Source organism: Sphingobacterium yanglingense, assembly GCF_004363245.1.
GTDB lineage: Bacteria > Bacteroidota > Bacteroidia > Sphingobacteriales > Sphingobacteriaceae > Sphingobacterium > Sphingobacterium yanglingense.
In genome coordinates this window covers 115,233-129,595 of record NZ_SNYV01000011.1, presented here as the reverse complement: position 1 = coordinate 129,595, position 14,363 = coordinate 115,233, and the positions used below count along the sequence as shown (strand labels likewise).

The window sequence follows — 14,363 nt, the reverse complement described above, 5'->3', positions numbered from 1 at the left end:
TTGCCAAAAAGTACATACAAAACGCCAACATGGATAACGAAATTATAGCGAATTGGAAGAACTTAGGGGTGGATGCCATACCGGCCGATGCTTATATTTGGTACGAAAACAATTGGGAACATGATAAATACGAGCATACCCACATACGCTACCAACTCACTTATGTGGAAGAGGGATATCAATATTTCCATATCGGCACTCAAATCTATCTCGTCCCCCAAAATCACGTCATATGGATCCCATCAGCTAGAGAACATCGTACGACATCAAATGCCAAAACGGTAAATCTTATGCTTATATTATTCAAAACAGTACCTGAAAATCCATTCTATGGAGAGATACATGTTTTTAAAGCGCCAGCAGTATTAAAGGAAATGCTTCGTTATGCGGCAAAATGGAATCAACGACTACAAGAAGATGAAGAGCATACCTCCTTTCTAAATGCGATGTGCTATAGTCTTCCCTACTTTTGTGAAGAAAACGAGTTTTTGCAAATCCCCATTCCTATAGACCAAAGACTGACTCCGGTCTGTGATTACATCAATACAAACTATAAATACAACTTTGATGTCTCTATTCTTGCAGAGCTTGCAGCAATGTCTGTCCGTAGCTTACAACGTATATTTAAGCAGGAAACTGGGATAACGGTTCAGAAGTACACGCAACTAATCCGGATATTAAAAAGTATAGAATTAATAGATACCCAACAATATACACTCAGTCAGATCGCTTTGATGGTGGGCTACAAAAGCTTATCTGCATTTACGGCTTCTTATCAAACTATCATGCAGTGCAAGCCTAAAAGTAAAAAAAGCATTAGTTAAGGTCTATACAATAAATATTAGCTGGAAAAATGCTTTACAAGGGACAAAGCATATAAAATGGCAGAAGCCGCTATCGTAACGAAAGCGACTTCTATACCTCCCCAAGTTGAGTTTTAGAATAGTGTACCTATTCTGGTAGTGTATTCCTTAGCCGGAGACACACTGTACATACTACCGCAATATGTTCTGTGCATCCCAACCTCACTCTAAAAAATTAAATTAAATCTCAGTTTTATTGTTTTTCATAGTTAATACCAGTAGATATACTAACTACAATAACATAACAACCATACGTTGATATTGTTTTTGCTTTTTATGATTTTTTTTAACTATTATTTACTTATTCTTTTTCATCCGCGTTCTTAGCCTCCCCGTACCACGCTGGCCTACAATAAGCTTCAATAACCCGGTCCACTCAAAATAAATGGTCTATAAACAAAAAGTGTATTCCCTTTATGCAGGAATACACTTTAATAGGAAAGAGTACGGATTACAGTCTACTAAGATAGATTAGGGATATCATCACAGTAGCCTTGCAAAGACTGAATGAATTTTGCGACATGCAGTCCATCACATACCGCATGATGCACCTGTATAGCCAATGGAAGTAATATTTCATCTCCTACTTTTTTATACTTTCCCATAGTAAAACTTGGCGCAAAATAGTCGGTAAAGTCCGCGATGTTAAGATTGAACCCATCAAAATCTATCCAAGGTAATGCCGAGACATTAAAATGATTTTCTGGAGGTGCCTCTGGAGAAAACCTTAAATCCCCTTTATACTTTTCAGCAGTTTCCGCGTAATCGTCTAGGAATCTATTAAAATCAACAGTATAAGGTGTGCTCAATGCGGAAAATGCTTCTGACTCTGTATGCAGTACGGTATAGATAGGATGCACTTCATCCCAAATAATCAACTCCTTGTCCTTCATGGCCATTCTAAACTCTTGATGTTTATTTACAGCTTTAGACAACAAATAGATCATCGTTGGATAAAATTTACATCCTTTCTCCTTAATAAAGGAGAGCACTTGTGTTATTTCTATCTTGACAGTCAGACTAAAACCACATTTCACAGCACCGCGATAAACGATAAAATGTTCTTTTCTCTTCCAATCTTCGATATCGACTTTCTTGTAATTCATTTTCTTTATAATAATACTACCAAACTCTTCCGTCACTGGCCTTCCAATCAAAAGGAGTTAATTCCTCCAGCGTCTTAAAGACTCCATTAGTCACTTCGATAATCGTGTTTCTATTTTTGGAAGACAATTGTCCGATTAACTCGCGACAACGTCCACACGGAGGAACCGCATTACCTAAACGATCAACAGCTACTATGCTTTTAACCTGGTATTCTCCATGTTTTAACATCTCGGCAATAGCTCCATGCTCGGCACAGTGTCCAAGAGAACAGGCGGTATCGATACTGATACCAGTATAAATATTTCCAACTATTGTTTCCAAAGCTGCCCCTACGCTACCATACTCGATATAATCATTAAGCGCTACTGGACGCGCTAACTGTGCAGCTATTCCCTTTATATCCATGTCTATTTTATATCAAAATAAGAACACAAAACTACCACAACTTATTTACTATTTATGTTCCTATAATTACTTATTACGTGCTATTCGTAATCCATTTCCTTTAGAAAAAACGAGTTATATTATTATACACTTTTTTTTGTACATTTGCAAATTCAAACTAGTTTCATATTATGAGAAAAACTTTATTAATCCTTACCGCAGGTGCGTTAACATTTACAGCCTGTAAAAAATCATCCTATCCGGAAGTAGAACCGGATGATATCTACGAACTACCTTACAACAAAGAAAGCGTTGAAGCCAACAAAGCATTTGTTGAATCTGAGGGAAGAAACTTGGTCAAGCAAGTTGATGGTCTCCAGAATGAAACAGCATTTGATGCACTAGAAAGTCTGAGCGAACTCGATCTTCCTGAATTGGAATTGTCTACTACATTAGCCGCTGTAACTAAACTAGGTACCTCAACAAAAAAGATTGCAGCGATTAGCGGAGCTTTGTCTGAGGCTGTTGGTCTAGGTTCTAAAGTGGAAACTTATAAACTAAGTAATGCTTTTGGTATCTATAAATACAATGGCACGACAGGCACTTGGGACAAAACAGCATCAAACGATAAGATAGAGTTCCATTTCCCTTCTACCAAAGGCGGAAAGAGCAATGATGCTGTCCTTGCTTTTACCTATAAAAACGCTGGAAAGACCTTCACACAAAAAGATATCGAATATGACTATATAGAAAATAATGGAAATTGGGAGCCCCAAAACACAGACGTGGAGCGAATCTACGAACTTCCAGCCTCGGTTCTAGGTACATTGAGTATAGGAGGTAAAAAAGCACTTGAACTTAATTCTACATTCGACTACCATGGTGACAATCTCCCAAAATCAGCACTGGCAAAGATGACGATCGGCGCTTACAGTGCGCAAACTGAAGTCAACAACGACAACAAAGCTGCCACAGTTAAGTTTACTTTCGCTAAAAATGGACAAGCTTTGATTGCGGCGTCAGGAAATTCTACATTTGACAATATTTCGTTTGATAAATTGACAAATGACGAGGCCGACCTAGCAGATCTTTTATTAATAGCCAACACTAATATCGTTGTAAGAGACATTACAATGGCAGGACAGATTGACTTTGCAAAAGTAAACAGTAGTGTTAAACATATTGAAAACGACGAAAAAGAGTACAATGCAGCTCTTGCTAAAGCATTAAACGAGAATAGCAAGATTATTGTTGTCAATACGAAAAAACAAGAAAAAATTGCTTCTTTGTTATTCCAAGCAGGAGAAAATGTTTTCGGAGATTTCCATGAGTATTATACTGACGCTTTATTGGTATTTGGTAATGGCTCTAAAGTAAGCTTTGATACTTTTGGCAACACAGGATTCCAAAGCCTAATCGATGATTTCAATGATCTAATAAAAAAGTTCAAGAAATCGTCTGAATAACAATATTAAAAGCAAAGTGCCCTCTATAACCTAGAGGGCACTTTTTTTGTCTCTATCCTATCGTAGCACTCGTCTTACTACCGCCGAATTGGCGCCATACCATATACCGATTCCATCGCCCTCAATGTTACCACGGAAATTTGATGAATAATTTAAAAAGGAGAACTGAAGCCCCTGTTGAGTGTAGTTTGTCCATAAGGAGTAGCTCATTTCCGACACATTAGAAACTTTCACATCGACCTTATTTCCTATACTGTAGTACCTCGATTTATACGCTGTAGTATCCAGCAAGGAGAGATTACGCATCAATGCAACGGAGTAACTGGACTCAGATCTATCGACAGCTTTAAACCCTCTAGGACTTGTGGTGTAAAAATTACGCTGTGTATCCAATTTGGTATACAACCGATAATGTGCCGTCTTTTCGATATTCTTTACAAACACCACGGCCTGTACTTTATCCTCGGACAATAAGCGGTACCCGACGCTATCTATCTCTGGTTTATAAACGGGAATCTCTGTTTCAGAATGAAGCACCACATCTCCATACTTCACTTCTAATTTATACTTTCTCCCCGCCACACCTTTTAGCGTTCTCCCTTTATAGAAAAAATAAGGAAACACCTCATCATCACGTACCAAAGTCAATATCTCTTCTTCGGCATCACTATACACTTTGACTGTTGCCCATCGCACAATAAGATTCTCCAATTGTTCTTTATTAATGATATATCCTTTCGGTATATTATGCGTTAGCTTTACAACTGGATATCCAGACTCTTCGATCACCCCTTCTACAACAAACTTTGGAGCAAAGACCTCCTCTTCTACTTCCTTTATACAAGAACTAAGGGCAACTGTACCTAAAATTAATAAAAACACCTTTCTCATAAAAAATCTAATGTATAGGTAACAGCAGGCAATATCGGAATACTTGCTCCATCTTTTTGTGACATTTTAAAAGCTCCGTCATTCTCCAGGTAACCACGTTCATAACTGAAGTGCTTGAATATAGGATTACTCCTATTGTAAACATTGATAACGGAAAAGCCTAGGGTTTGTTTACTTTTCGCAGTTTGCTTCAAACCATACTCCAGCCCTAAATCAAGGCGGTGATAGGTATCCATACGGGCATTATTTTTAGTTCCATACTCTCCTATTAGGGTTTCGTTAAAATAATACATACCCAACACAGGGGTGTAATTACTTCCGCTACTCAATGCATAACTAGCAGAAAGAGAGAGCCTTGGTGAGAGCTTATAGGCATTAACAATACTCAGATTATGTGGCCGATCAAAGGTATACCGAAACCAAAAACCATTATTCAATGCGTCAAACTGCCTAAAGCTCCTGGAAAAGGAATAATTTACAGACAAATAATTCCTCAAGAATAATACTTTAGTAAAGAAATCTATACCATAAGTCACTCCTCTTCCATCCACAATACCACCGTTTATATCCTTACGATCATTGAGATCAATGATATGCCCATCAAATTCCTTGGCTCCAGACAACCACCTATAATATCCATCGACACTAAATTCAACAGCGCCTTTGGCATATCGGTACCCTGTCGAAAGTTCTCTCATGCTAGAACTAGAATTATCCTTGCCACTATGAATAACATAATCAACCGGAATGCTTATACTCGTAATAGGCAAATGATGCGTTGCTTGTTGTGCTATAGAAGCACCTCCAAACCAAGAGCTATAGGTATTAAGACGATAAGTCAACGCAAATGCGGGATTAAAATGGAACTTATCCAAATCACCCCCAATGTAAGATAAAGCAGTGGATAAGTTGACCGAAATTCTTTCGGACAAGGGGTTATTAACGGAAAAAAAGTACTTGAGTAATCCCTGCCTATCGTTATACCGATTACCTCCGCTTTCATACTCTTCCTGAGTCATCCGCAAAGCAGATTCCAGTATATCGGTAGCATAGACAAATCCAGTTTCTACACGACTTTGATTAATCCGGTAGCTAAGTGTAGTATTTAGACTTAAGGCGCGCTGTCGGTTTGCTAAAGTAAAATCATCCCCCAGGAAATCGAGCGCCACATCTGCATGATATCTAGAGTACCCGATGCTGCTTTCCACTAGAAGTCCTTCGCGCAAGTCCAATTCATGGGTTAATCCTAATACCGTATTCCCCCAATGCATCCCATTATTTACATTACCTTCAAAAAGGTCAAACCTGGCTTTATCTTTACCGGTGTACAAAAAAGCTTTGAATTTATTTTTCCCATAGACATGCGCTACATTCACATTCAAATCAGATAGGTCATAGTTCAGTCCTTTTTGATCCTCCATTACTGTTCCTACCAGGGGCCATAAGGTTTTATTCATGAAAGTACTGCGCCAAAAAACCTCCAATAACTTGCTTGAATCTCTTTCAAGCCGCACGCCTGCGCCGCCATGAAAAAGCGAGAGCTCCCCTCTAAACAAGGTCGTATCTCCAATCCCCCAATCGCTTTCTATATCAATATAACCAGATAGCCTTCCGAAAAATCGCCCCGGGACAACACCGTTATATATATTGACTTCTTTAATTACGTTCGTATTGAAAAGAGGGAATAAGCCAAAGAAATGCGCTGGATTATGCACCTGTACGCCATTATAGAAATAACCGTTATTCCCAGAGGACAGACCTCGATATATAAGTCCAGAATTAGCATCGCCACCATTTCCAAAGCCAGGAAGAAACTGAATTGCTTTAAGTGGATCAGCTATTCCCAACATCTTAGGAGACGCTTCAATCTGTTCTCTGCTCAACGTTAAAACATTCACTCCATTAATCTTATGAACACTCTTCTTAACTGTTACAGAATCAATATATCGTAACGTATCTCTGCTATCTTGCGCACAAAGCAGCTTGACACATATCGATAAGAAAACAAAAATGATTAAAGCTTTGTATTTTAAACTCACGCTATGGCTAATATTACTGATAGACTGCCTGATAGATACTTTTAGCAGATACCTACAGTGGCGCTAAGATAACAATTATTTCTCCTTCTCCATTAACTTTAATTTGCTCAAAAAAAGTGATTTCACTTAATCGTCAGGACTAATACACGGATACCTTTTCCTTTTCAAAAATGAAACAATATCTTTGGGTATGAGTATAGATGAACTAAAAGAAGCATTATTAAATAGAACGTATCCTGAGCGTGTACAGATCAGTGTTGATCAACTGGTGATAGACGTACCCAAATTTTTAGAAATTCAATTCTTAGAATGCGAGCTATGGAAGAAAAAAGACATCACCAAATGCCCAGGCCACTTGCGACTGATTAAGTTTTACGAAGCCACAAAAGTAGAAGACACAAGTGCAACGCAAAACTAATCTTTTACTTCACAAAAGAGACTTATTATAGTTAAAAATAAGCCTCTTTTGTTTTTTATAGCGTCTTAAATAAATCTAGCCTTAACTTCCTTCTCTTTGTCTATCAATCAAACGGCATTATATTTGTCACATCCAATCTAAATGCAAACGCCGATGATTGTGTCCCATAAAGTTCGTTTTTTATTCTGTCTTGTAATTAGCATTAGCCTTTTCAACTCCTGTATTTCCAGACTCAGCCGTCCCGCTATTACAGGTTATATCTACAACTATGACAATACCCCCGTAGCAGGCTGTAAGGTTGCTGAAGCCGAAACCGATGCGCAGGGCTATTTCTATCTCGAAGAACAGCGAACAAACCGTTTTTTACTGACTGAAATGCTCTCGATGGAAGCTCCACCAGTGTTTTTTACACTTGACATTGAAAAAGAGGGATATCAAAGCTATCAGAATGATTTTTTCCAACGCCACGGTGGCGGGAGACAAAAAGGGGCATTGGACAATATAGATACACTTTATATCAAACGTGTCGGTGAACAAATCCCAATTGAACGTTACCTCTATGAAGATTGGACATTTTCGGCAAACAAGAACCTAGACACATTGTACGGTATCAATAAAAACTATAGAATACAAAATATAATTTCCAATACATCAGGGTTTCAAGACAAATATGGTTGGGGCCAAGTCTATCGATACAAAAGTACGAGTATCCCCGACAGCAGTTGGAGTACTGAATCTTATGATCTGTTGACTAGCTTGGATATCTCCCTACAGAAAGAAGGAACTTATGAAGGCAAAAAGACACGCAAATACCTTAATCCCTGGCGCCACCGGAAGGAATATGAAAGGACCTACCGGGAGGCTTATAAAATTCCGTCAGACAGCAGCTACAGCAAAGGTAGATTTACTATAAGCGGTGATATCATACGTTTTGACAAAAGGTTTGTTAAAGCAAATGCAGTTTACCAAATCGATTCTATCGACAGGGATATTCTTATACTGATTTGCAAACCAGATTAAAAAATCTATCGCTATTGCTCCATAAGCGTCCGTATCAAATCATATCCCGCCTGCCAAACATCCCGTTTTGCTTGATTCAGTTGATTGATAGACAGGTTAAGATCTACCAGCAGCAATCGTCCTTCTCTATAGGCCTGTTCTTGTTCCTGTTTAACTTGTTCTGCTAAATGCATTACTGTTTTAAACCGTTCCAATTTGGATTGGGCAACGGCAACTTTGACCTGTTGCTGCTCCGAACTGATCCGATCACTGTCAGTTTCCTCCCTCAGTTTTAGCGACGTGATTTCAGACTGAATGCGAAGCTTTTCAAAAGTAGGCCGAACAGTGAAAAACGATGATAGCGGTAGGCGTAGAGCAAGATTTACATAACTACTGCCATACCACTCCTTCCCACGATCCAATCGAAACTCATTACTAAAATATTGCTCGCCTAGGTACGCGTTTGCTTTCAACGAAGGAAGCAACCCACTCCGCAGAGCCTTATGTTGCAACTCGTACGACTTCCTGTCCAGTTCCAAAGCAAGTAAGCCGACATTCTCTGGATCATACTTCCTAACAAAAGCGACAATATCTTCGATATTGGAAATCAATACTTTTGTTGCTTTCAAATCAGCAAATCGACGTAACTCCAAATCTGCGTCCAACAATACAGACCAGGCCTCATGAAGTTGTATACGTTTTCGTTCAAACTCCTGTTGAGCCGTCAAATAGTTAATTGATTTTTCCCTACCTTCTTCATAACGCACCTGAATAACACGCAAAATCTCCTCATAAGCCATCGAATCCAGCTGTGCCAGTGCATACTGTTCCGTCGCTAAAACTACCGCTGCGTACGCTAAGGTCGCATCGCGCTGCCAATCCACCTGTTGCTGATGCAAATCCAACTCAGCACGCTTCACTTCCAATGATTTCTGTTGTTCGTCCAATCGCCGTCTCGGATCAAAGAGATCCCACTCGACCTGTAAACCTGCCTTGGAAGACCATTTTGTCGCAAATTTGAGGGGGATTATTGCACCGTCGGTAGCGTTGGGATCGAAAGCGATGGCCGGTACAGGAGTTGTCGGTACGATCAAGTTACGCTGTAAATTAGCGTCGATATAAAAAACTGGAATCCGGTTCGTTTGAAACTCCTTTAACTCTTGCTTTCGGACTTCGATCTGCAATGTCCGTTGCCGATAGGCTATCCCACTTTCCGTCTGCTGCCAGAGGCCTTCAATACTGAGAGACTGAGCCTGACAAAGGCTTGGAATCAAAAGGAATAATATGTAAACAAGTATTCTCATATTAAAACACAGAGGCCGGTTCCAGTTTATTAACTTTACGAACAGCAAATAAGGATCCTCCTACAGAAATAAGTAATGTAATCCCTAACAAAAACAAAGAAAATCCTAACGAAAGATCAATAATAAGCCCAGAGTTACGTACACCAAACTTAAATCCGAGCAGAAGTAACATAGCCAGTGCATAACCTATCAGTGCATATAAAAAGGCCTGTACTACAATAAGTCTATTCACATAGCCATTGCTCGCCCCGATAGCCTTCAATGTACCATAATCCTTAATACGATCCAACGCGGAGGAATATAAGGTAAGACCAATAATGAAAAAACCACTGACCATCGCAAAGAGCACGAGTGTACCAAAACTCATTCCCATATTAGAGGTTATCAGAATTTCGCGCACGGTAGATTGCTGTAGCTTCTTTGCGTCCCAAGCGCGTAGTTGTGGAAAAAGCTGCTCCACATCTGCCAATACAGCACTTTTATCTACTTTCGGATCTAATTTAACAATAATCAAATTGATATCGGAAGGAGACAAATTAGCTAGGGATCGTGCATTTTCCAATGTAGTATACATAAGACTAGCACCAAAGGCTTGTGCCCCCTTGGTAAGTAAGCTTATCCGCGCAGCTTTGCCATTTATTTCAATAGGCTTATCGAGCGACAACTGCGTATTCCAACTCTTTTCACTATAGATTTCAGCGGACACGGTATTGGGATTGATTAACGAACCAATTGCTCCTTCTGCTATCTTCTCTTTGTTAGGCCCCATTACAAAATGAGGTGCTGCTGCTCCGACTAACGTTATGGAGGCCGTTTTACCATCCAAAAATGTGGCCTGTGCAGGTGCAAGTACTACAGGATAGGCTGCGTCAATTCCCTTAAGACTACCGATTTGCTGTACCAACCGTTGGTCTAAGCGATTTACCGTGTTGATGTTCTTGCTTTGTCCTTCAATAATCCATAGCTCATGATCACCTACTGGTGCATTGCCCACTAGATTTCCCATCAGTCCCATCAAGAAGAACAATAAGCTCAACTGTTGTCCAATAAGAAAAATACTGATGACCACCGCTGTAATGATACCTATACTCTTGGCTCTATCGTATTTTATAAACTTGAAAGCGACCTTTAACATTATCTGATTTTTATCACGCAGTCTACCTTGGTATTGATTACCAAATCTGTACGGTCCTTAATTTGAATCTTAATCCTTCGTACACGGCGATCCTGAGCTTCATTCGCTGTCTCATAAAAAATTGATTTGTTGGACAATATCGGATTTACATAGATTATTACTCCTCTATTTCCTTCCTGTTTATTTGGCATAGGATAAATAAGCACTTCCTGTCCGATCTTCACCTCATTGGCAAAAAGTTCATCTACTTCCGCTTCCACAATAGGATTATCTACCTTTACAATACGCCCCAACTCTTCATTTGAGCTGACCTGCTGCCCTACGGACATATTTAAGTCACTGACAATCCCAGACCCGAGTGCACTAACAAGCAGCTCCTTTTGTTGTTTAGCAGCCTTCTGGACGACAATACCTTGTTCAGCCATAGCGAGCTTTTGACTTTCTAATTTTTTCTTAAGCCCCTTTAATGTTGACTCTTGCTGTTGCAAACTCGAGTAATCCAAAGCCACCGTTTCCTTAGTCTCTGCATTCCGTTCGAGCAGGCGTCTGGAGGTTTCGTACTTTTGTCTACGCTCGTCCACTACTAATTCGGCTTTTCGTACTTCTTCCTGAGCCACTTTTAGATCGGCACCTAGACGGTCCAACTGCAACTTTGCCTGCTGTACATCTAGATCCGCTTCTCCTCTTTCCATCTCAAGTAACGCTTGACCTATACGCACGGAATCACCTTCACTGACAAGAATTTTATTAATACGACCTGCCACCATACTCGATATCACTACGTCGGCGACAGAGGGCACGATCTTTCCAACAGCTTGTATATCTTTAACCTCTTCCAGCACTTCCATAGAAGTCTTCTTATCTGCTTCCGATTTTTTAGCCCCCGGTGAACAGGCACAAACCACCATAGTAGACAGCACCACTTTCAATAGCGATATTTTACTTATAATATTGTTCATTTTTAAGATTCATAGATACTATACCTTCTTCCACATATATCGTCTTGTCCGCAAATTTACGCAAACGCAAATCATGTGTCACTATGATTACAGCTTTTCCTCCTTCTGCCAATTCTTTCAGTTCAGTCATAATCACTTCGGCACTATGTGCATCCAATGAAGCTGTAGGTTCGTCGCAAAGGATCATTGACGGGTCAGTCACCAGGGCACGGGCGATCGCCACACGTTGTTTCTGTCCACCACTCAGTTTCTTAGGCAGGCTCATAAATCTGTCTGACAATCCCACTTTTTCTAAAGCTAACGCAGCTTTTTTTCGGGCTTCTGATTTGGATATCCCCTGTAAAACGAGCGGATGCATCACATTTTCTAATGCATTAAGGGGCTCTATGAGATTAAATTGCTGAAATACAAAACCAATTTCGTGCAGGCGCAGTGCTGCTAACTCCCGTTCTTTCAGTTTTGTGACTTCTCTTCCCTTATAGTACACCTTACCCGCTGTAGGATAGATGATGCAACCTAATATAGAAAGTAGTGTTGTTTTTCCACTTCCCGAAGGTCCCATAATCAACGTTAGCTTATTTGTCTCAAAACTGACATCCGTGGTATTCAGTGCAGTAATGCTGCTATCTCCTGTTTTATAGACTTTATTGACTTGTTCTAATCTGACTATTTCCTGTTGCATATCATTCTGCAGTCAATTTCGATAAAAAAATCGGGATAAAGAAAAGCATTTTAATGAGAAGGAGCCATCCATCCTACTATCATGATAATGTCAAGCCCAGATATTTAACAGTGTTTTAACCGACTGTCTCCTAGATTTATGAACATAAAAATGTACTTTTACACCATCCAGATAATTTTGTCTGGTCTTAAGCAATCAACTTTTACCCCCACTATAGTTTCAATGACGCCTACAATCAAGTTTAACAATGTAAACGCCTTGTTTTCCCGTGCCCTAAAAGAAAAGACCAATCAATACTTTAAAGAAACATCGCAGAAAAAGACCGGCAACCGAAAGATTTTTATCAAAGCAGGTATTCTGCTGTTAACTTTCGTCCTATTATATAGCATATTGGTTTTTGTTCAGCCACATTGGCTGATAAGCATCACATTATGTATCTTGTTTGGTATCAATTGGGCAGCAATAGGATTCAATATTATGCACGATGCTGGACATAATTCATTTTCAGAGAATAAAAATCTAAACACATTTTTATCCTATTCTTTAAATCTATTAGGTGGAAACATCTACTTCTGGAAGCTAAAACACAATATCGCACATCATACCTACACCAATATTGATGGCGAAGATCACGATATTGAAGTTAAATTCATGCGTATACACCATGATCAGAAACTAAAAAAACACCATCGTTACCAACGCTTCTACTTCCCGCTACTCTATGGGATATCCTACCTCGCTTGGATATTTTATCAGGATTACGAAAAATATTTTAGACAACGGATGGGAATGAGACCGGAAAAGTTTCATTTTCCAATTCGAGAGAAACTCATTTTTTGGACCAGCAAGATCCTTCATAGTAGTCTCTTTGTGATTATACCGATCTATACTGTGGGCTGGGCACAAACACTGATAGGCTTATTGATTGCTGGCACAGTCTGTGGTATGAGTCTTGCCGTCGTATTCCAACTCGCTCATGTCGTCGAAGAAACAGAATTCAAAACTATCGACGAGTCTAAAGTCGAAGAGGAATGGATGATTCACCAAATACAGTCTACGGCCAATTTTTCCACAAAAAGCATAGTTCTTACCTGGATCCTAGGGGGGCTTAATTATCAAGTGGAACATCACCTGTTCCCTAAGATAAGCCATGTGCACTACCCTGCTCTAAATCGTATCGTAAGACAGACTTGCCAAGAGTACGACATCAAATACAACGAGTTTAAATCTTTTTGGGCAGCATTTCGGTCCCACGTACAAGTCATCCACGCGATGTCCAGATAATATTAAGTACTCCTTAGGCCAGGGCTAAATCCCTACAAACTGCATTTAGCCCTGCAATGAGAAAACTGTTCATTCCTAATCTGTGCCCCTCATGCTATATTTTCTCACTCCAGACCCTAGGAAAAGCTTTCTGATCATGTAGTATTAAATACATCATCTTGCTCATAAAGTTCGGGCAACTCCTTTACCTCCCTAGCTTCTCACCAAAGAATCTCCCTCGTCAAACTCACGTATCTCGATCAGCAGAAGTTACAGCGCAATATTCAATTTTTTACCGAAGAATTTTTAAGTTTCACCGAAAAATAAAATTGTTTGGTCGAAATACCATTCCCCGATTACAGCCACTCTCCTACCTTTGAATCAACAATTAAGACAACAATTAAAAATAAAACAGCCATGAACAAGATTATCGCAACCATCGCAACAGTATTGACATTAGTATTTGGATTCAATGCTTCGGCCAAAGAAACAGCCAACCCACTTAAGAAAATGGATAGCAAGGCTATAGCATTGACTTATCTTCAAACGATATCCACTGGTAATATCCAATACAATAAATACCTATACACTACTGATTTTCAATATTCCAATGCTGCAAACAACCAGATATCCAACAAATCAGAGTACCTGACATTCTTAAAAGCGAACAAAGGGCTTAAATATGACTGTGAGACAACATACGAAATACTAGATCAGGCAGGCACCTCTGCTGTAGGTAAAGCCACAATGAAATTCAAAACATTCACCCGCGTAGATTATATCACTTTGGTCCAATCCGTAGATGGATGGAAGATCAGCAAAGTAGTGACTACATATCCATAAGGGGTTACTG

General features: G+C 39.6%; 14 protein-coding genes. 6 read left to right on the top strand and 8 right to left on the bottom strand.

Annotated elements, in window-relative coordinates; genetic code table 11:
* The first annotated feature begins 29 nt into the window (after positions 1 to 29).
* On the top strand, positions 30 to 824 hold the full coding sequence (locus CLV99_RS02770) for a helix-turn-helix domain-containing protein (RefSeq protein WP_133582961.1): 795 nt from the start codon (positions 30 to 32) through the stop codon (positions 822 to 824).
* 500 nt (positions 825 to 1,324) lie between these two features.
* Here the strand turns inward: CLV99_RS02770 and catA are convergent, their stop codons facing one another.
* Both catA and CLV99_RS02760 read right to left on the bottom strand, forming a co-directional pair.
* Positions 1,325 to 1,969, bottom strand: a complete 645-nt coding sequence (catA, locus tag CLV99_RS02765; protein ID WP_133582960.1) for a type A chloramphenicol O-acetyltransferase — start codon at positions 1,967 to 1,969, stop codon at positions 1,325 to 1,327.
* A gap of 16 nt (positions 1,970 to 1,985) precedes the next feature.
* The gene (locus tag CLV99_RS02760) at positions 1,986 to 2,375 is read right to left on the bottom strand and encodes a cytidine deaminase family protein (protein ID WP_133582959.1); all 390 of its coding nucleotides are present in this window, start codon (positions 2,373 to 2,375) and stop codon (positions 1,986 to 1,988) included.
* Between the two features lie 170 nt (positions 2,376 to 2,545).
* Here CLV99_RS02760 and CLV99_RS02755 point away from each other — a divergent pair, with 170 nt between their 5' ends.
* On the top strand, positions 2,546 to 3,820 hold the full coding sequence (locus CLV99_RS02755) for a hypothetical protein (RefSeq protein WP_133582958.1): 1,275 nt from the start codon (positions 2,546 to 2,548) through the stop codon (positions 3,818 to 3,820).
* Positions 3,821 to 3,877: 57 nt separating this feature from the next.
* Here the strand turns inward: CLV99_RS02755 and CLV99_RS02750 are convergent, their stop codons facing one another.
* Together CLV99_RS02750 and CLV99_RS02745 are read right to left on the bottom strand one after the other, a co-directional pair.
* Complete coding sequence (locus CLV99_RS02750; RefSeq protein ID WP_133582957.1) at positions 3,878 to 4,711, bottom strand: DUF4249 domain-containing protein; 834 nt, start codon at positions 4,709 to 4,711, stop codon at positions 3,878 to 3,880.
* Positions 4,708 to 6,609 carry a TonB-dependent receptor plug domain-containing protein gene (locus CLV99_RS02745; RefSeq protein WP_211348391.1) on the bottom strand — a complete coding sequence of 634 codons (1,902 nt, stop codon included), beginning with the start codon at positions 6,607 to 6,609 and terminating at the stop codon, positions 4,708 to 4,710. Before CLV99_RS02745 ends, CLV99_RS02750 begins: the two co-directional genes overlap by 4 nt.
* 331 nt (positions 6,610 to 6,940) lie before the next feature.
* Between CLV99_RS02745 and CLV99_RS02740 the strand changes: the two genes are divergently transcribed.
* Entirely contained in the window at positions 6,941 to 7,168 is a 228-nt protein-coding gene (locus tag CLV99_RS02740) for a DUF6965 family protein (protein ID WP_133582955.1), read from the top strand.
* Between the two features lie 159 nt (positions 7,169 to 7,327).
* Positions 7,328 to 8,188: a hypothetical protein gene (locus CLV99_RS02735; RefSeq protein ID WP_133582954.1), complete on the top strand. Its 861-nt coding sequence runs from the start codon at positions 7,328 to 7,330 to the stop codon at positions 8,186 to 8,188.
* Positions 8,189 to 8,199: 11 nt separating this feature from the next.
* Here the strand turns inward: CLV99_RS02735 and CLV99_RS02730 are convergent, their stop codons facing one another.
* The 4 genes from CLV99_RS02730 to CLV99_RS02715 are packed head-to-tail and all read right to left on the bottom strand — an operon-like array spanning position 8,200 to position 12,247.
* Positions 8,200 to 9,471: a TolC family protein gene (locus tag CLV99_RS02730; protein ID WP_133582953.1), complete on the bottom strand. Its 1,272-nt coding sequence runs from the start codon at positions 9,469 to 9,471 to the stop codon at positions 8,200 to 8,202.
* A gap of 1 nt (position 9,472) precedes the next feature.
* Complete coding sequence (locus CLV99_RS02725; protein ID WP_133582952.1) at positions 9,473 to 10,606, bottom strand: ABC transporter permease; 1,134 nt, start codon at positions 10,604 to 10,606, stop codon at positions 9,473 to 9,475.
* On the bottom strand, positions 10,606 to 11,565 hold the full coding sequence (locus CLV99_RS02720; protein ID WP_133582951.1) for an HlyD family secretion protein: 960 nt from the start codon (positions 11,563 to 11,565) through the stop codon (positions 10,606 to 10,608). Before CLV99_RS02720 ends, CLV99_RS02725 begins: the two co-directional genes overlap by 1 nt.
* Entirely contained in the window at positions 11,546 to 12,247 is a 702-nt protein-coding gene (locus CLV99_RS02715; protein ID WP_133582950.1) for an ABC transporter ATP-binding protein, read from the bottom strand. The genes CLV99_RS02720 and CLV99_RS02715 overlap by 20 nt, the downstream gene beginning before the upstream one ends.
* 222 nt (positions 12,248 to 12,469) lie before the next feature.
* Between CLV99_RS02715 and CLV99_RS02710 the strand changes: the two genes are divergently transcribed.
* Both CLV99_RS02710 and CLV99_RS02705 read left to right on the top strand, forming a co-directional pair.
* Positions 12,470 to 13,531 (top strand): fatty acid desaturase family protein, encoded by a 1,062-nt coding sequence (locus CLV99_RS02710; RefSeq protein ID WP_133582949.1) that lies wholly within the window; start codon positions 12,470 to 12,472, stop codon positions 13,529 to 13,531.
* Between the two features lie 396 nt (positions 13,532 to 13,927).
* Positions 13,928 to 14,353 carry a nuclear transport factor 2 family protein gene (locus CLV99_RS02705; RefSeq protein ID WP_133582948.1) on the top strand — a complete coding sequence of 142 codons (426 nt, stop codon included), beginning with the start codon at positions 13,928 to 13,930 and terminating at the stop codon, positions 14,351 to 14,353.
* Positions 14,354 to 14,363: the final 10 nt, after the last annotated feature.